This is a genomic window from Dellaglioa sp. CoH-57-MRSF-21 (genome assembly GCF_056781915.1).
Genome location: NZ_JBXAXU010000002.1, coordinates 314,873 through 335,002, shown reverse-complemented (window position 1 = coordinate 335,002; position 20,130 = coordinate 314,873). Strand labels below are relative to the sequence as shown.

The following is a 20,130-nucleotide window of genomic DNA, read 5'->3' as shown; positions in this document are numbered from 1 at the left end:
CATTTTTAGAAAAGGAGTCAATCATTTGTCGCTTAATAATAAAGAATTATTCAATAAACTATTAGAACAAATTAATTTTCAATCAAGTGACCAACAAGATAGTGAAATATTGGATTTAATTGAAATTTCAACCGTAACTGTTCATGAAAAGTCAAAACTATGGGAATTCAAGCTAGTTGCCCCTAAAATTTTGCCATTTTCATTATTTAGTGACTTAGAAAATAAAATTGCAATTACATTTAAAGATATTGCAAAAACAAAAATAACTGTTCAAGTTGAGCAACCAGAATTAACAAACCAACTTTTAGGCGATTATTGGACATGGGCAGTTAAAAATAGTGAAGCTAATTCTTCGCTAGTACAAGAACTTTTTCATGGGAACGTCCCTTATCTTGATGATAGACGAGTGATGTTAATGGCTGAAAATGAAATTGTAAAAACGTTCTTAACAGGTCAAGCATTAGGACCAATTGAAACTGCGTATCAAATGGTCGGATTTCCACAGATAAATATTAATACATTATTAGATGAATCAAAATCACAAGAAAAAATAGAAGAAATTAGACAGCGAAAAGAATCTCAAGATGCCATAATGATGCAGAAGGCAACAGAAACTATTCAGAAACAAAATGAAAAGAAAAAGACTGATTCTCAAACTGTAATTAATGGACCTGTTCAAATGGGTAAAAAGATTAGTACAAAAGAGCCTGCAAAACGGATGGTTGAAATCATTGAAGAGGAACGCTCGGTTATTATTGAGGGATATATTTTCTCTAAGGAAATCCGGACGCTTAAGTCTGAAAGACAATTAATGATCATTAAAATGACGGATTATAGTTCATCCATGACCGTAAAAAAATTCTCTCGTAATGAAGAAGACGAAGCGATGTTTGCTGCTATTCAAGAAAAAGAATGGGTCAGAGTTCGTGGTGCAGTACAAGAAGATAATTTTATGCGAGATCTAGTGGTGAATGCTTACGATATTAATCAAGTCGACCACCCAAGCCGTCAAGAAACAGCTCCAGATGATGAACGACGTGTTGAATTACATTTACACTCAAATATGAGTCAAATGGATGCCACAAATTCAATTACGGATTATGTACAGCAAGCCAGTAAATGGGGACAAAAAGCAATTGCGATTACGGATCATTCTACCTTACAAAGTTTTCCTGAGGCTCATTCTGCTGGAAAGAAAAATAATATTAAAATTTTGTACGGTGTTGAGGCTAACGTTGTTGATGATGGTATTCCAATTGCTTTTAATGATAAGGATGTAAATCTAGAAGAAGCCACTTATGTTACTTTTGATACGGAAACAACGGGTTTATCTGCTCGATTTGATAAAGTTATTGAATTAGCTGCTGTTAAAATGACAAAGGGAAATGTCATTGAAGAATTTGATGAATTTATTGATCCAGGACATCATTTATCTGAAACAACAACTAATTTAACCTCAATTACGGATGAAATGGTTCATGGATCAAAATCTGAAGAAGAAGTTTTTAAATTATTTAGAGAATTTTCAGAAGGTAGTATTCTAGTTGCCCATAATGCTAGTTTTGATATTGGCTTTATGAATACTGGATATGAACGTCATGGCATGGAACCTATGCAAAATCCAATCATTGATACGTTAACGTTAGCAAGATTTTTACATCCCGAATTAAAAGGGTTTAGATTAAATACACTTTCCAAAAAATTCAATGTTAACTTGGAACATCATCATCGCGCTATTTATGATGCTGAGACAACTGGTCTTTTGTGTAATATCTTTATTAAAGATGCTAAGGAACGATTTGAAATAACGTCACATGTTCAATTGAATGATCATATGGGTGAGCATGATGCTTACAAACAAGCACGTCCATTCCATGTTACGTTACTTGCGACAACTCAAGCCGGACTTAAAAATATGTTTAAATTAGTTTCAACTTCGATGATAGATTATTTTTATCGGATGCCCCGCATCCCTCGAAGTGAGTTAAATAAATATCGTGAAGGTATTATCGTTGGTTCAGCGTGTGACTCAGGTGAAGTATTTACAGCAATGATGCAAAAAGGGATGGAAGAGGCTAAAGAAAAGGCTAAGTTTTATGATTACTTAGAAATTCAGCCTAAAGCATTATATGAACCTCTAATCCATCAAGAATTAATTAAGGATAATCAAAATTTAGAGGAAATTTTACAAAATATGGTTGATTTAGGACACGAAATGGATAAGCCGGTTGTTGCGACTGGAGATGTTCATTATATGAACCCTGAAGATAGTATTTATCGTAAAATTCTTGTTAATTCAATGGGTGGTGCTAATCCGTTAAATCGTTCTATTTTACCTGATGCACATTTTAGAACAACGAATGAAATGTTGGAAGGATTCCAATTTTTAGGTGCGGATGTTGCTAAAGAAATCGTTGTTACAAATACGAATTTAATCGCTAATATGATTGATGATGACATTTCTCCAGTTAAAGATCGATTATATGCACCGAAAATTGATGGCTCTGAAGAAGAAATTAAACAATTAACCTATAATCGCGCTCATGAACTTTATGGAGAAGAGTTACCTGAAACTGTGGTTAAACGTCTTGATAAAGAATTGACAAGTATCATTGATAATGAATTTTCAGTTATTTATTTAATTTCACAAAAATTAGTTCATAAATCTAACAAAGATGGTTATTTAGTAGGGTCCCGTGGATCTGTTGGGTCAAGTCTTGTTGCAACAATGACTGGAATAACAGAAATTAATCCATTACCACCTCATTATCGATGCCCTAAATGTAAATATACACATTTTTATGAAAAAGGTGAATATGGGTCTGGATTTGATTTACCAGACCAAGACTGTCCCAAATGTGGTACACCATTAGATAAAGATGGACATGATATTCCATTTGAAACTTTTCTTGGATTTTATGGTGATAAAGTTCCTGATATTGATTTGAATTTTTCGGGTGATTATCAAGCAATTGCGCATAATTATACGAAAGTTTTATTTGGGGAAGATTATGTTTTCCGTGCAGGAACAATTGGTACTGTTGCAGATAAAACGGCTTATGGTTATGTTAAGGGTTATGAACGTGATACTGGAGCAACGTTTAGAAATGCGGAGATAGATCGACTTGCTAAGGGGTCAACTGGCGTTAAACGGACGACCGGTCAACATCCTGGTGGTATCTTAGTTGTCCCTAACTATATGGATGTTTATGATTTTTCACCTATCCAGTATCCAGCAGATGACTCAACTTCCGAATGGAAAACAACCCATTTTGATTTCCATTCTATCCACGATAATATCTTGAAATTAGATATTTTGGGTCATGATGATCCAACCATGATTAGAATGTTACAAGATTTATCAGGAGTTGACCCAAAAACAATCCCTACGGATGATAAGGGCGTTATGCAAATATTCCAAGGGCCTGAAGTACTTGGTGTTACTAGCGACGAAATTTTCTCAAAAACAGGTACATTAGGTATTCCGGAATTCGGAACGAGATTTGTTCGAGGGATGCTAGAAGAAACAAAACCTAAAACATTTGCTGAACTATTAAAAATTTCTGGTCTATCACATGGTACAGATGTGTGGTTGGGAAACGCTGAAGAACTTATTTCTAATGGAACAATCACGATGCCGGAAGTTATTGGCTGTCGTGATGATATCATGATGGGGCTTATTCATATGGGTATGGAAGCTGGTAGCGCTTTTAATATTATGGAAGGTGTTCGAAAAGGAAAAGGTATCTCAGATGATTATCAAACTGAGATGAAAGCAGCAAAAATTCCAGATTGGTATATCGGAGCATGTTTAAAAATCAAGTATATGTTCCCTAAGGCACATGCTGCTGCGTATATTTTGATGGCCTTACGAATTGCATACTATAAAGTTTATTTTCCAATGTTATATTACTGTGCTTATTTCAGTGTTAGAGCAGATGATTTTGATTTAGTCGCAATGTCGCATGGTAAAGAAGCAGTGAAAAAAGCAATGAAAGATATTAATGATAAAGGGATGGATGCATCAACAAAAGAGAAAAATTTGTTGACGGTCCTTGAATTAAGCAATGAAATGCTTGAACGTGGCTTCCAATTTGGGATGATTGATTTGGATAAATCAGATGATTCAAATTGGATAATTGATGGTGATAAGTTAATTGCACCATTTAGAGCTGTACCAGGTCTTGGTAATAACGTTGCTAAGCAAATTATTGCTGCTCGTGAGGAACGCCCATTTTTATCTAAAGAAGATTTAGCTAAACGTGGTAAAGTTTCTAAGTCATTAATTGAGTATATGACTGAAAATAATGTTTTAAAAGCATTACCAGATGAAAATCAACTATCTATTTTTGATGATGTCTTTTTCTAAAAAGTGAGAACATAGCAGTTTGTTGATGTTTTCAGAAAATTATGCTATATTAAAGAAAGTATTTTGATATCTTGTTTGAGTGAGCAGCGATGCTCACTCTTTTTATTGGGAAAATGTAAGGAGGGTAACGTGTGAGTACTGTTATAGAGACTGTCACAGAGCTAGTTCAACCAATTGTTGATGAACAGAATATTGAATTGGTGGACATTGAATTTGTTAAAGAAGGCCCAAGTTGGTTTTTAAGAGTTTACATTGATAAACCTGAAGGCATTAAAATTGAAGAGTGTGTTGCTGTTAGTGATATTTTAAGTGAAAAATTAGATGAGATTAATCCTGATCCAATTCCACAAGCTTATTTTTTAGAGGTTTCATCACCTGGTGCTGAAAGACCTTTGAAAAAGGAAAAAGATTATGAAAGAGCTTTGAATGAATACGTTAATATTTCACTATATGAACCTATTAATAACGCTAAAATTTTTCAAGGTACCTTAACGGAATTAACAGCTGATGAATTAACAGTTGTTTATATGGACAAAACGCGTAAGAGAACGATCGTTATTCCTCGTCAAAAAATAGCTAAGGCGCGCTTAGCTATCAAATTTTAAGTAGCTTTTTATAAAGGAGTAAATTAAAGATGAGTAAAGAACTATTAAGTGCACTTACAGTGTTAGAAGAAGAAAAAGGTATTAAAAAAGAAGTTATTATTGATGCCATTGAAGCAGCATTAGTTTCTGCATACAAGCGTCATTACAATCAAGCACAAAATGTTGAAGTAGAGTTTGATTCAAAAAAAGGTAATATTACAGTTTATGCGGTTAAAGAAGTAGTCGAAGAAGTCTTTGATTCACGTCTTGAAGTTAGTTTGCAAGATGCTTTAGAGATTAATAAAGCATATGAAGTTGGCGATTCAATTCGATTTGAAGTTACACCTAAGGATTTTGGACGAATTGCTGCACAAACTGCTAAACAAGTTATCATGCAACGTGTTCGTGAAGCTGAACGTAGTATTGTTTATGATCAATATATTCAATATGAAAATGAAATCGTTAGCGGTGAAGTAGAACGTCATGATAATCGTTATATTTATGTTAATTTAGGTAAAGTGGAAGCTGTTTTAGCTAAGATTGATCAAATTCCTGGTGAAAGTTTTAATCCACATGATCGAATTAAAGTTTATATCACAAAAGTTGAGAATGCTGCTAAAGGCCCTCAAGTTTTTGTTAGTCGTTCACATCCTGACTTGCTAAAACGATTATTTGAACAAGAAGTTCCTGAAATATATGACGGAACAGTTGAAATTGTATCAATTGCTCGTGAAGCAGGTGACCGTGCTAAGGTAGCTGTTCGTTCGAATAATCCAGATATCGATGCTGTTGGTACTTGTGTTGGTCCTAAAGGACAACGTGTACAAACTATTGTTAATGAATTAAAAGGCGAAAATATGGATATTGTTGAATGGAATGAAGATCCTGCAAAATACATTGCTAATGCTTTGAATCCTGCAGAAGTTGTCAATGTTGTCTTTAATCCAGAAAATGATCATGCTTGTACTGTAGTTGTGCCAGATCACCAATTGTCATTAGCAATTGGTAAAAAAGGTCAAAATGCACGATTAGCTGCAAAATTAACAACGTTTAAAATTGATATTAAATCTGAATCTGATATGGTTAACAGTAGTGAAGAAAAAGAAGTTTCTGAAACAAACAAATAAGCCGATTAAAACTGATCGGTAATTGATTTGGAGGCAAATTAAAGTGATTAATCGTAAAATTCCAATGCGTAAAGATATCGTTACGGGTGAAATGAAACCTAAAAAAGAACTTGTTCGTGTTGTTAAGAATAAAGAAAATGAAGTATCTTTAGATCCAACAGGTAAGAAACCAGGGCGTGGCGCATATATTTTTCTTGATGTAGATGTGGCGAAGCAGGCTCAAAAAGAAAGAACATTCAATAAAGCATTCGGTATTAAGATTGACGAATCATTTTATGAAGAACTTGTCGAATATGTTGACCATCAGGTAGCTAGACGAGAATTATTTAAAGATGAAAAATAGTCAAAAATTCTTACAAATGCTAGGCTTGACCAGACGCGCAGGTATGTTGGTGACTGGTGAAGGACTAGTATTGAATGCTGTCAGGAAGAATAAAGCTAAATTGGTTATTCTTTCTGAAGATTGTGGACAAGCGACTTTAAAAAAAGTAACAGATAAGTGCAACAGCTATAATGTTAAATTATATGTTGGATTTTCAAAAGCCAGTTTAAGTGAGGCCGTTGGACAACAGCGCACAGTGTATGCTATTACCGATAAAGGTTTTAGCAGAAGGATGTGTGACTTAATGGATATATAGAAGGAGCATGCAAATATGGGAAAAAAAAGAATTTATGAATTAGCTAAAGAGCTAGAATTAAATACTAAAGATATTATTGATTTTGCAACGACAAAAGGTTTTGATGTTAAAAATCATATGTCAACTATTGGTGATAATGAAGAACGTCAGATTCGCGATAAATTTAAAAAGGGCGCTGCTAAAGTAGTTGCTGCAAAGAAAATGGTTGAAAAAACTGTATCTAATGCAACACCGAAAAAACCAGTAGCAAAACCTGTTGCAAAGAAACCAGCACAACCTGCTAAAACAACGAATAGTAAACCTGTTGCTCAAAAATCATCGCAGGTAGCTTCAAAACCAGTAGCAAGAACAACTAACGCTGCACCAAAGACAACAAATGAAAAGCCAGCAAATCGTCCTCAAAATAGTACACAATCAAGTGCTAGAACTGCTAATAATGGTAATGCTAATCAGCAAGGACGTTCGAGATTTAATAATAATAACCGTTATGGGAATAATCCTTATAACAAACGTAACAGAAATAAGAAAAACCGTCGTTCAACGACACCAAAACCACCTGTATCACCCAGAAAAGATAAACCATTACCAGAAATCTTATATTACAATGCTGCAACTAATGTTGCTGAAATTGCTAAAAAGATTCATCGTGAACCAGCAGAAATTATTAAAAAATTATTTATGTTAGGCGTAATGGTTAACCAAAATCAAACACTCGATACAGATACAATTGAAATTTTAGCAGCAGAATATGGTATTAAATCAGAAGCTAAAATCGATGTAGATGTTGCTGATATTGATAAAATGTTTGATGCAGAAATTAAAAATGAAGATAATCTTGTTTCAAGACCACCAGTTGTTACAATCATGGGACATGTTGATCATGGTAAGACAACCTTACTTGATAAATTACGTCATACACATGTTACTGATGGTGAAGCTGGTGGTATTACACAACATATTGGTGCTTACCAAGTAAAACATGATAATAAAACAATTACATTCTTAGATACACCTGGACATGCTGCATTTACAAATATGCGTGCTCGTGGTGCCGATATTACTGATATCACTGTTTTAGTTGTTGCTGCTGATGATGGGGTTATGCCTCAAACAATTGAAGCAATTAATCATTCTAAAGCAGCCAATGTACCTATTATTGTTGCTGTTAATAAAATGGATAAGCCCGGTGCTAATCCTGCTCATGTTACAGAACAATTGGCTGAATATGAATTAATTCCTGAAAGTTGGGGTGGTGATACTATTTTCGTTGAAATTTCAGCGAAAACAGGCACAAACCTTGATGAATTATTAGAAATGATTTTACTTGAAGCCGAAGTTCTTGAATTACAAGCAAATCCAAAACAAAAGGGTATTGGATCTGTTATTGAAGCTCGTCTTGATAAAGGCCGTGGAACAGTTGCTTCATTACTTGTTCAACAAGGTACGTTAAAAGTTGGTGATCCAATTGTTGTTGGTAATAGTTTCGGACGTGTCCGTACTATGACAAATGATAAAGGCCGTCAAGTTAATAAAGCTAAACCTGCTACACCAGTAGAAATTACTGGTTTGAATGATGTTCCAGGTGCTGGCGATCGTTTCGTTGTCTTTGATGATGAAAAAACTGCTCGTGCAGCTGGTGAAGAACGTGCTAAACGTGCTTTAACAAAAGAACGTGGAAATGTTACGCATGTAACACTTGATAACTTGTTTGATTCACTTAAAGAAGGCGAATTAAAAGAAGTTGCTGTTATTATTAAAGCAGATGTTCAAGGTTCAGTTGAAGCTCTTGCAGGAAGTTTGAAGAAGATTGATGTTGAAGGTGTTCGAGTTAATATCATTCATCAAGCAGCTGGTGCAATTACTGAAAGTGATGTTACTTTGGCAGAAGCAAGTAATGCTATCATTATAGGATTTAATGTTCGTCCAACACCTCAAGCTAAACTTCAAGCACAATCTGACGAAGTTGATATTCGCTTACATCGTGTTATTTATAACGCAATTGAAGAAATTGAAACGGCTATGAAGGGAATGCTTGAACCAGTCTTTGAAGAAAAAATAACTGGACAAGTTGAAATTCGTGAAACATATAAAGTTACAAAAGTTGGAACAATTGGTGGTGCTTACGTCACTGAAGGTTACATCGAAAGAGATAGCGGCGTTCGTTTAATTCGTGATGGTATTGTTATTTATGAAGGTAAATTAGCAAGCTTGAAACGCTTTAAAGATGACGCTAAAATTGTTAAACAAGGTTTCGAATGTGGTGTCATGATTGAAAAATACAATGACATTAGAGAAGGCGACCAAATTGAAGCCTACGTTATGGAAGAAGTTCCAGTTAAATAATTCATAACAACTATAGGAGGATATAAAATGACACAACATTACCGTGTAGGTCGTTTATCACAAGAAATTCAAAAAGAAGTTAATGATATTCTTTTAAAACGAGTGAGAGATCCTCGAGTTGAAGGTGTCACAATTACGGGAGTTAATGTAACTGGTGATTTACAACAGGCGACAATTTACTATAGTATATTGTCAAATATGGCATCAGATGCACAAAAAACACAACGTGGTTTGGAAAAAGCTTCTGGATTAATTCGTGGTGAACTTGGATCAAGATTATCAATTTATAAAACACCAGAATTGGTTTTTGTAAGAGATGAGTCAGTTCAATATGGTGATAAAATTGATCAATTACTTAAAAAGATAGATTCTGAATATTAAAATAAAAATCCTGATACCGTTTGTTGCTCTATTTAAACTGTTGTTGATGGATAACTTTATGAAGGTCCTAATCCTTAGTGATTAGGCCTTTTTTTCTCCTCATCAATGGAGATATTATCTTATAATATAATCATATCTTTTATTTTTAATAGTAATCAAGTAAAATTAGTTGTAAGTATTGGTATCTCATATCTTTGATTATATGGTGTAGTTGAATACTAATTCATTTGAAGAATTATGAATTTTTCTTATACCACTATTCAACAATCATTAGATAGTGTGGTAATTTCCTTTAAAAAATTAATTTAATTTTCAAAATATATATTAGAAAGAGGTACTAATTTGAATTCAGAGCAATATAAAGAATTATTAACTTCACAGTCAAAAGAAGTATTAATTCGATTACTAACAAAATATACTGAGAATAAATACGAAATAAAGAATGATATATTAGCTGATTTGGGATTTTTGGATGAAGAAGAAGAAATAGAAGATGCAAAGGAACGAATTCGAGAAATTATTTATGAAAATAGGAAACAAGGGTATGTTTCGTGGAGAGGATACGACAATATTAGTGAAGTAGTCGATAATCTGCTCTCTATTTGTGACGTGAGATTTAGTCAAAATTATTTAAAAGCACCTATGTTAATATTATTAGATTTATTAGAACAATTAGTAAAGGTCAGTGAGTATACAGAATTAGGGTTTATGATTGAGCAAGAGAGTATACTTTCTAAAATACGGATTTATGTAGAAAAACTGTCTGTTAAAGATGGGGCAGATGAAAAGAAAAAATTAATTGTTACGAATGTTATTCGATATGCTAAAAAAAATTTTTGGAATGAATGGGCGGTGAGTGATTTTGATTTACTCAGTCTCATTCTTCCTTTGCTAAATACAAAAAATACGGATAAAGTATTGAAAATTGCCGATAAAATTAGTACAAGATTTGATGAATATACACAACAAGATAGGAAAAGTAAATATTTATTATTTAAAATTAAATTGTTCTTCCAAGTAAATAAAATTAAAGAAGCAGAAGAAATTATTAATAATAATTTAGATATTGATGATGTTAGAATGTTTAAAGTTGAGTTAGCTGTTTCAAGAAAAGACTATGAAGTTGCAGAAAAATTAGTACTAAAAAAATTAATTACAGATAATGATAAAAATATTCAATATTTACAACCTTGGTATACTCGACTAGATACTATCTATGAGGAGACAAATCAAGTTCAAAAAAGAATTGAGTATTTAAAACAGGCATTATATAAAGGCAATGATTCCGATTATAAAAAATTAAAAAAGCTTTTAGTTGATAATGGATTTTGGAAAGCTGAATACCCTGATATTCTGAAAAACATTTCTAAAACACTTGATAATTGGCAACTTGCACAGATATTAGCAGATGAAAACGAAGCTACCATTTTGCTACAATTAATTAAAAAAAATCTGAATTTATTTATGAATTATGGAAAATATATTTACCCACTATATCCCAAAGAAGCTAACATGATGTTTGAAAGCATAGTTAAAGATTTAATAGTTAAAGCTAAAAATAGAAAAGACTATCAAAATATTGGCGATTATATTTTACGGTATAATAACTTTGGAGATGAGGAAGTAGCAATATCTCTTTGTGAGGGTTTGAAAAAGAAATATAAAAATCGGCCTGCACTACAAAAAGAAATGGATAACGTTATGGAAAGAATAAAAAATTATGATGTTTATGGGAAGTTTTGTGAATAATAACGTAGCTAAAACTGTTGGTAAATAGGTATTTAGGAATGATGATAGATAGTTATCTCTTAAATAGAAATTTCAATATTTATAAAAATTAGAATCGATATCCCTTGTTTTACTGATTATGATATACTGTTAAAAGTATATTAACGGAGGTAAGACAATGGACGGAATTATTCCACTATTCAAAGAACGTGGTATGACCAGTCATGATTGTGTTTTTAAGTGTCGTGGCATTTTTCAAACCAAAAAAGTTGGTCATTCAGGTACTCTTGATCCAAATGTTGATGGTGTTCTACCGATTTGTATTGGTAAAGCGACAAAAACAGTAAACTATTTGATGAATTCTGGCAAAGTATATGCGGGTGAAATAACACTTGGTTTCTCTACAGAAACTGAAGATTTAGATGGCGAAATAATCGAAGAAAAAGAGATTATAGATCCTTTCACATCGGAAGAAATTGATGATGTTATGAACCAGATGACAGGTACAATGATTCAAATTCCACCAATGTTCTCAGCTGTTAAAGTAAACGGACGTCGCTTATATGATTACGCTCGTAAAGGTGAAACAGTGGAACGTCCAGAAAGACAAATAACGGTGACTTCATTTATTCAAACGAAAGCTACAGAATATGATTTAGAAAATAAAAGACAAAAAATTTATTTTGAAGTTGCATGTGGAAAAGGGACCTATGTTAGGACGCTAGCTGTTGATCTCGGTAAAAAATTAGGTGTACCTGCAGTTATGTCCGACCTGACTAGACTGGAAAGCGGCGGTTTTAGAATTGATAAGGCGTTTACCCTGGACCAATTAAATGAGGCTAAAGTCAATGGGACGTTAGAATCGTTGTTATATCCAATTGATACAGCGCTAACATCATTTAAAAGGTATGAATTAACAACTGAACAGTGGCTTATTGTCCAAAATGGTGGATTTTTAGCAGTTGATTCGTTTAATAATGAGCCAACAGTTTCTCTAGTTTATGAAAATAAAATTAGATGTTTATACAGATTGAATAGTGAAAAAAATCGTTATCAGTCTGAGACAATGTTTGATTTAGGATAAAGGAAGATATTGGAACATGAAAGTTATTTATTTAACTGAACCGTATAACCCTAACGAAATTAGTAATGATTCTATTTCACTTGCTATGGGTTTTTTTGACGGTGTTCATTTAGGACATCAAAAAGTAATACAAGAAGCTAAGCAAAAAGCTAACGAAAAAAATATTAAACTTGCAGTAATGACATTTGATAAGCATCCGTCAGTACAATTTCAAAAAGCACCCGAACAAAGTGTAAAATATTTAACGTCTATGGAAAAAAAAATATTATTAATGAAGCAATTAGGCGTTGATATTTTTTATATTTTAACGCTAAATAATAGTTTAGCAAAAATGGAACCACAAGATTTTGTCGATAAATATATGGTTGCATTGCATGTAAAGGTAGTAGTTGCAGGATTTGATTATACGTATGGTAAAAAAGATATCGCAAATATGGATACACTACCTTTATATGCTAATCAAAAATTTGAAATTATTACTGTGCCTGAATTAGCGACGAATCATCAAAAGATAAGTTCATCTCGAATTAGAATGGAAATTGATAACGGACATATTAGCGATGTTAATAAGTTATTGGGCTATAAATATGAAACACTTGGTAAAGTTGTTCACGGTGAAGCTAGAGGTAGAGAACTTGGCTTTCCAACATTAAATTTAGAATTCAATGAACACATTCGAATTCCGGGACCCGGAATATATGTGACTAGCGTTCAGGTTGGTGATGTCTGGTATCGTGGGATGGCATCTATTGGCTACAACGTAACGTTTGGAAAAAATCGTGAATTAACGGTCGAAATAAATTTATTTGATTTCAACGAGATGATTTATGGCCAAATTGTTACGGTTCAATGGTTAGCATATTTGAGAAGTGAAGTTAAATTTGAAGGTATTCCTGGATTAATTACGCAATTAAATAAAGATAAAAAAAATACTAATACTTATTTTGACCAACACATATAAGTATTGGTTTAATGGCTGACTAAATAGGATATATTTAGTCAGCCATTTTCTTTAAAAAAGTGAGTGCATTCCTTGACAATAATCTCAACATTTAGTATATTAATAGTTGTCTTAGCACTCCATTGTGTTAAGTGCTAAAAAGAGGTGATTGATCATGCTAACAGAAAGACAAATGTTAGTGTTAGAAGCAATTGTCAGAGTATATACAGAGGTTGGTCAACCTGTTGGTTCTAAATCGGTCGTTGATTTTTTACCAATGCATGTAAGTTCAGCAACTATCAGAAATGAAATGGTGACATTGGAAAATAATGGGTTAATTAAAAAAACACATTCTTCTTCTGGTAGAATTCCTTCATTTTTAGGTTATCGATATTATGTTGATCACATTGTTAAACCCGGCGTTGTTCCAGCAGCGGAATTAGCGAATATTCAAAATTCTCTTGGTGTTCATTTTCAAAAGATTGATGAAATATTTGCAGAATCAACTAAGATTCTTTCGGACTTAACAAATTATACAGCGATTTCTTTACGACCTGAAACAATGGAAAGTCGTCTCGAAGGTTTTCGATTAGTACCATTAGGAAATCATCGAATTATGGCTATTCTTGTGATGAGTAGTGGCGTTGTTGAGAATCAGACATTCAGTATTCCTAAATCGATTAACGGATCAGATTTAGAAGCCGTAACAAGGTTGTTGAATGACCAATTAATTGGGTTGTCATTAGCTGAAATTTCTAAGAAGTTAAGAACAAGTATCCCAGTTATGTTGGTTAATTATATGCGTAGGCCAGCTGGTATTTTAGATATTTTTGGTAATATTTTAAAGCAGGCAGCACGTGAACAAGTTTTTGTTGGCGGTAAATCTAATATATTAGATTTTGCTACCGATAGTAACGTGGATGAATTAAAATCATTATATGATTTAGTAGACACATCAAATAACAAGAATATTGGTGAATTAATTGGAATTCAAGGTAAACCTATTCAAATTAAAATTGGTGAGGAATTAACGAACCAATTACTTGATAACTATAGTCTTATATCAGCTAGTTATGATGTTAGTGACCATGGTCAAGGGGTTATCGCATTATTGGGTCCTACAAATATGCCATATTCAAAAATGATTGGTTTATTAGATGCATTTAGTGATGAGCTTGCTAAAAAATTGTTAGATTATTATCAACAATTTGATAAATAAGAAAAGGGGTGTTGTGTGTGGTTAAAGATGCCAAAGAAGATTTAGTTGAAGAAGATGTTACACAAGAGCAACATCAGTCTAGTGAAGCAACTAATCAAAATGAGAAAAAAAGTTCTGTTACTGATAAAGTAAAAGAAAAATTTAGTAAAAAGCCTTCTGATGCAGATAAATTAGTTGAGTTACAAGCTAGTTTAGACACAATGGAAGATAAATATTTACGAGCAGAAGCCGAAATGGCAAATATGAATACACGCTTTAAGAAAGAACAAGAACAACTCTTAAAGTATAGCGGGCAATCATTAGCTAAAGATGTTCTACCAGTTATCGATAATTTGGAACGAGCATTGGCAATTGAGGTTGACACTGAGAGTGGCGAACAACTTAAAAAAGGTATTGAATTAGTTTATAAAGATGCACAAAAAGCATTAACTAATAATGACGTTATAGAAATTGCAACTGATGACGTTACTTTTGATCCAAATGTTCACCAAGCAGTTCAAACAGTTCCAGCTTCTGATGATCAAAAAGCAGATACAATTGTTCAAGTCCTTCAAAAAGGATATAAATTAAAAGATAGAGTGTTACGTCCAGCAATGGTCGTTGTCGCTCAATAATAATATAAGAAGAGGTAGATAAATTATGGCAAAAATTATAGGAATTGATTTAGGAACAACTAACTCAGCTGTTGCTGTGTTAGAAGGTAAAGAAGCAAAAATTATTACAAACCCAGAAGGAAATCGTACAACACCATCTGTTGTTTCATTTAAAGATGGCGAAACTCAAGTTGGTGAAGTTGCTAAACGCCAAGCAATCACAAACCCTGATACTGTTGCATCAATTAAACGTCACATGGGAGAAGAAGGCTACAAAGTAGATATTCAAGGAAAATCATACACACCACAAGAAGTTTCTGCTATGATTTTACAATACATCAAAGAATATTCTGAAGCTTACTTAGGCGAATCAGTAACACAAGCTGTTATTACAGTTCCTGCTTACTTTAACGATTCACAACGTCAAGCTACAAAAGATGCTGGTAAAATTGCCGGTTTAGAAGTTGAACGTATTGTTAACGAACCTACTGCTGCTGCTTTAGCATATGGTCTTGAAAATACTGAAAAAGATGAAAAAATCCTTGTATTCGATTTAGGTGGTGGTACATTTGATGTTTCTATCCTTGAATTAGGTGATGGTGTCTTTGAAGTACTATCAACAAACGGTGATACTAAACTTGGTGGAGATGATTTTGATCAAAAAATCATGGACTGGTTAGTTGAGACCTTCAAAAAAGAAAATGGTATTGACTTATCAAAAGATAAAATGGCAATGCAACGTCTTAAAGATGCTGCTGAAAAAGCTAAAAAAGATGTATCTGGTGTTACTAGTGCACAAATTAGCTTACCATTTATTACAGCCGGTGCTGCTGGACCTTTACATTTAGAAGCAACATTATCACGTGCAAAATTTGATAATCTTACACAAGACTTAGTTGAACGTACACGTATTCCAGTTCAAAATGCTTTAAAAGATGCTGGATTAACAAATGCTGATATTGATCAAGTTATCTTGGTTGGTGGTTCAACACGTATTCCTGCTGTTCAAGCATTAGTTGAAAAAGAAACAGATCACAAACCTAACCAATCAGTTAACCCTGATGAAGCTGTTGCACTTGGTGCTGCAATTCAAGGTGGTGTCATTACTGGTGATGTTAAGGATGTTGTTTTACTTGATGTAACACCACTTTCATTGGGTATTGAAACAATGGGTAGCGTCTTTACTAAGTTAATTGATCGTAATACAACGATCCCAACAAGCAAGTCACAAACGTTCTCAACAGCTGCAGATAACCAACCTGCCGTTGATATCCATGTCTTACAAGGTGAACGTCCAATGGCTACTGATAATAAAACATTAGGCCGTTTCCAATTAAATGATATTCCTGCTGCACCTCGTGGAATCCCTCAAATTGAAGTTAAATTTGATATTGATAAAAATGGTATTGTTAACGTTTCTGCTAAAGATTTAGGCACAAACAAAGAACAAAAAATTACAATCAAGAGTTCAGGTGGTCTTGCAGAAGACGAAATCGAACGCATGGTTAATGAAGCTAAAGAAAACGAAGAAGCAGATAAGGCACGTAAAGAAGAAGTTGATTTGAAGAATGAAGTTGATCAATTATTATTCTCAGTTGATAAAACTTTGGAAGAATTAAAAGGTAAAGTAACTGAAGAAGAAATTAAATCTGCTGAAGATGCTCGTGATGCTTTGAAGAAAGCTCAAGAAGATAACAATGTTGAAGATATGAAAGTTAAGAAAGATGAATTGAATAAAATTGTTCAAGACTTAACTGTTAAATTGTATCAACAAGCACAAGAAGCTCAAGGTGAAGCTGGTGCTGAAGGCACGGCTAAAGACCCTAAAGATGAAACTGTCGATGGTGACTTCGAAGAAGTTAACCCTGAAGATAAGAAGTAATCTTTACTAAATTTTGAGTGTGATAGAAAGTCAAAGGCCTTTGGGACTTTGGCTTTTTATTTCATGTTAGACATGTTATCCTATTTAGAGCAATAAAAACCAAAAAGGTTATTCGGAGGTACGGAATGGCAGAGAACAAAGATCCATATAATGTACTTGGTGTGACTAAAGATTCGTCACCTGAAGAAATAAAAAAAGCGTATCGTAAGTTATCTAAACAATATCATCCGGATATTAATAAGGATGCTGGTGCCGAAGATAAATTTAAAGAAATCACTGAAGCATATGAAACAGTTGGTGATCCACAAAAGAAAGCTGAATACGATCAATATGGTTCAGCTGGGTCTCAAGGTGGTGCTTACCGAGGATTTGGTGGTCAAGGACAACAAGGTGGATTTGGCGGCGGTGGATTTGAAGATATTTTCAGTTCATTTTTCGGCGGTGGTGGTGCTTCCCAAGATCCAACCGCTCCACGAGCAGGTCGTGATTTGCAATACGAGATGACATTGACATTTAATGAAGGTGTTTTTGGTAAAGAATCAACAATTAAATACAATCGTAAAAGTCTATGTGCTACTTGTTCTGGTTCTGGAGCAAAACCTGGAACTTCTCCAATTACATGTCATAAATGTGGTGGTCGAGGTACTATCCAAGTTGAGCGTCGTACGCCACTTGGAAACATGATGACTGAACAAGAATGTGATATTTGTCATGGTACAGGTAAAGAGATTAAAGAAAAATGTGATACATGTCATGGATCAGGCCATATTGATGAAAGACATGAAGTTAAAGTAACTGTTCCTGCTGGTGTTGAAGATGGTCAACAGATGCGTCTTCAAGGACAAGGTGAATCTGGTGAAAATAGTGGACCTTATGGAGATTTATACATTATCTTTAGAGTTCAGGCTAGTGGCACATTTGACCGTGAAGGTCCTGATATTTACATTGATGTTCCAATTAGCTTTGTCCAAGCTGCATTGGGCGACGAAGTAACGGTTCCAACCGTTCATGGAGATGTAAAAATGAAGATTCCCGCTGGAACACAGACTGGAACGACTTTCAGATTACGTGATAAGGGTGCGCCTAAATTACATGGTAAGGGTAATGGTGATCAAGAAGTGACGGTTAATATTGAAACACCTCGTAATCTTAAAAAAGAACAAAAAGATGCTTTGAAAGAATTTGCTACAGCTAGCGGTAAAAACGTTGTTGGCGAAGGTAATTTATTTGATAAGTTAAAAGATCAATTTAAAAATAAGAAATAAAGTTAAAAATAGAATCGTCTTCTAAGATGATTCTATTTTTTTGTATGCGAACTGTAATTGTGTTTAGTAGCGTTGATTGTTATAATCAGAAGAGATAGAAACAAGAAAGTAGGACGCTATTAATGGATTTTGAAGAAATGCAAGATAGACAAAAACATATTCGAAACTTTTCGATTGTAGCACATATTGATCATGGAAAATCCACACTTGCGGATCGTATCCTCGAGATGACTGATACAGTTACTAAACGTGAGATGCAAAATCAATTACTCGATTCGATGGATCTTGAACGAGAACGTGGAATTACAATTAAATTAAATGCGGTTGAATTACATTATCTTGCTAAAGATGGTGAAACATATATCTTTCATTTAATTGATACACCAGGACATGTTGATTTCACTTATGAAGTTTCAAGGAGTTTGGCGGCTTGTGAAGGTGCTGTACTTGTTGTAGACGCTGCTCAAGGTGTTGAGGCACAGACACTCGCAAACGTTTATTTAGCGATTGATGATGATTTGGAGATTTTACCAGTTATTAATAAAATTGACTTACCATCTGCTAATGTTGAAATGGTAAAAAAAGAAATTGAAGATGTTATCGGATTAGATGCCTCTGATGCCGTTCTGGCAAGTGCTAAAAATGGTATTGGTATTGAAGAGATGCTGGAACAGATTGTAACGAAAATTCCTGCACCAAATGGTGATTTAAAAAAACCATTGAAAGCTTTAATTTTTGATTCAATCTATGATAGTTACCGTGGCGTTGTTTTGAGTATTCGGGTGGTTGACGGTGTTGTAAAACCTGGCGACACAATTGAATTAATGAATAGTAAGAAAAAATATGAAGTGACTGAAGTTGGGGTTATGTCACCCAAAGCAGTTAATCGTGATTTTTTAATGGCCGGAGATGTTGGGTATGTTACAGCGGCAATTAAAGATATTCGAGATACACGAGTTGGTGATACAGTAACTTCAGCTGACAATCCAGCAACTGAAGCACTAGATGGTTACCGTGCAATTAATCCTATGGTTTATTGTGGGTTATATCCCGTAGATAATTCAAAATATAATGAATTACGTGAGGCACTTGAAAGATTACAATTAAATGATGCTGCTTTACAATTTGAACCAGAAACGTCACAAGCACTAGGATTTGGGTTCCGTTGTGGATTTTTAGGGTTATTACACATGGATGTTGTCCAAGAGCGGTTAGAACGTGAATCTGGGTTAGATTTGATTACAACGGCACCATCTGTAATTTATCATGTTGATTTAACTGATGGTGAGAAAATAATTGTTTCTAACCCTTCTGAAATGCCAGAACCATCATCAATTAAGCAAATTAACGAACCTTATGTGAAAGCAAGTATTATGGTACCTAATGAATATGTTGGAGCAGTCATGGAACTTTGTCAAAAAAAACGTGGTGTTTTTGAGACGATGGATTACTTAGATGAATTCCGTGTAAATATTATTTATCATATGCCTTTATCAGAAATTATCTTTGATTTCTTTGATAAATTAAAATCTAATACACGTGGATATGCATCCCTGGATTATGAAGAAGAGGGTTACCGTCCAAGTGATTTAATTAAAGTTGATATCTTGTTGAATGGTGAAGCAGTTGATGCATTGAGTTTTATTGTTCATCGTGATTTTTCTTTTGAACGTGGAAAAGGTATCGTCAATAAATTAAGATCATTAATTCCGCGCCAAATGTTTGAAATTCCAGTTCAAGCTGCTGCTGGACAAAAAATTATTGCAAGAACAAATATTAAAGCATACCGTAAGGATGTTACAGCTAAATTGTATGGTGGAGATCGAACACGCCGTATGAAACTTTTGGAAAAACAAAAAGCTGGTAAGAAACGAATGAAACAAGTTGGTAATGTTGAGATTCCACAAGAAGCATTTATGGCAGTCTTGAAAATTGATGAAGATGAAGAATCTAAGAAAAAATAAGTAAAAACGACAA

The 20,130-nt window shown here is 33.8% G+C and carries 15 protein-coding genes; all 15 read left to right on the top strand.

Annotated features, from left to right (window positions below; genetic code table 11):
- Positions 1-25 precede the first annotated feature (25 nt).
- The gene (locus tag AC1RPQ_RS03535; protein WP_481761382.1) at positions 26-4,369 is read left to right on the top strand and encodes a PolC-type DNA polymerase III; all 4,344 of its coding nucleotides are present in this window, start codon (positions 26-28) and stop codon (positions 4,367-4,369) included.
- Between the two features lie 131 nt (positions 4,370-4,500).
- Complete coding sequence (gene rimP, locus AC1RPQ_RS03530) at positions 4,501-4,974, top strand: ribosome maturation factor RimP (RefSeq protein ID WP_409022452.1); 474 nt, start codon at positions 4,501-4,503, stop codon at positions 4,972-4,974.
- A 29-nt stretch (positions 4,975-5,003) separates the two neighbouring features.
- Positions 5,004-6,080: a transcription termination factor NusA gene (gene nusA, locus AC1RPQ_RS03525; protein ID WP_409022453.1), complete on the top strand. Its 1,077-nt coding sequence runs from the start codon at positions 5,004-5,006 to the stop codon at positions 6,078-6,080.
- Positions 6,081-6,123: 43 nt separating this feature from the next.
- Positions 6,124-6,423 carry an RNase P modulator RnpM gene (rnpM, locus tag AC1RPQ_RS03520; protein ID WP_409022454.1) on the top strand — a complete coding sequence of 100 codons (300 nt, stop codon included), beginning with the start codon at positions 6,124-6,126 and terminating at the stop codon, positions 6,421-6,423.
- Complete coding sequence (locus AC1RPQ_RS03515) at positions 6,413-6,718, top strand: L7Ae/L30e/S12e/Gadd45 family ribosomal protein (RefSeq protein WP_409022455.1); 306 nt, start codon at positions 6,413-6,415, stop codon at positions 6,716-6,718. The genes rnpM and AC1RPQ_RS03515 overlap by 11 nt, the downstream gene beginning before the upstream one ends.
- 15 nt (positions 6,719-6,733) lie before the next feature.
- The gene (gene infB / locus AC1RPQ_RS03510; RefSeq protein WP_481761381.1) at positions 6,734-9,061 is read left to right on the top strand and encodes a translation initiation factor IF-2; all 2,328 of its coding nucleotides are present in this window, start codon (positions 6,734-6,736) and stop codon (positions 9,059-9,061) included.
- Between the two features lie 27 nt (positions 9,062-9,088).
- Positions 9,089-9,442, top strand: a complete 354-nt coding sequence (gene rbfA / locus AC1RPQ_RS03505) for a 30S ribosome-binding factor RbfA (protein ID WP_409022457.1) — start codon at positions 9,089-9,091, stop codon at positions 9,440-9,442.
- A 342-nt stretch (positions 9,443-9,784) separates the two neighbouring features.
- Positions 9,785-11,191, top strand: coding sequence for a tetratricopeptide repeat protein (locus AC1RPQ_RS03500; RefSeq protein ID WP_481761380.1), 1,407 nt, complete (start codon positions 9,785-9,787; stop codon positions 11,189-11,191).
- Between the two features lie 157 nt (positions 11,192-11,348).
- A complete protein-coding gene (gene truB / locus AC1RPQ_RS03495) occupies positions 11,349-12,254 on the top strand; it encodes a tRNA pseudouridine(55) synthase TruB (RefSeq protein WP_481761379.1) in 906 nt (301 codons plus the stop codon).
- A 16-nt stretch (positions 12,255-12,270) separates the two neighbouring features.
- Positions 12,271-13,215 (top strand): riboflavin biosynthesis protein RibF, encoded by a 945-nt coding sequence (ribF, locus tag AC1RPQ_RS03490; RefSeq protein WP_481761378.1) that lies wholly within the window; start codon positions 12,271-12,273, stop codon positions 13,213-13,215.
- A 154-nt stretch (positions 13,216-13,369) separates the two neighbouring features.
- On the top strand, positions 13,370-14,413 hold the full coding sequence (gene hrcA, locus AC1RPQ_RS03485; RefSeq protein ID WP_409022460.1) for a heat-inducible transcriptional repressor HrcA: 1,044 nt from the start codon (positions 13,370-13,372) through the stop codon (positions 14,411-14,413).
- A 17-nt stretch (positions 14,414-14,430) separates the two neighbouring features.
- Positions 14,431-15,027, top strand: coding sequence for a nucleotide exchange factor GrpE (gene grpE, locus AC1RPQ_RS03480; RefSeq protein WP_481761377.1), 597 nt, complete (start codon positions 14,431-14,433; stop codon positions 15,025-15,027).
- A 25-nt stretch (positions 15,028-15,052) separates the two neighbouring features.
- Positions 15,053-16,888, top strand: coding sequence for a molecular chaperone DnaK (dnaK, locus tag AC1RPQ_RS03475; protein ID WP_481761376.1), 1,836 nt, complete (start codon positions 15,053-15,055; stop codon positions 16,886-16,888).
- A 125-nt stretch (positions 16,889-17,013) separates the two neighbouring features.
- Positions 17,014-18,153, top strand: a complete 1,140-nt coding sequence (dnaJ, locus tag AC1RPQ_RS03470; RefSeq protein ID WP_481761375.1) for a molecular chaperone DnaJ — start codon at positions 17,014-17,016, stop codon at positions 18,151-18,153.
- Between the two features lie 122 nt (positions 18,154-18,275).
- The gene (lepA, locus tag AC1RPQ_RS03465) at positions 18,276-20,117 is read left to right on the top strand and encodes a translation elongation factor 4 (protein WP_481761374.1); all 1,842 of its coding nucleotides are present in this window, start codon (positions 18,276-18,278) and stop codon (positions 20,115-20,117) included.
- The last annotated feature ends 13 nt before the right edge of the window (positions 20,118-20,130 follow it).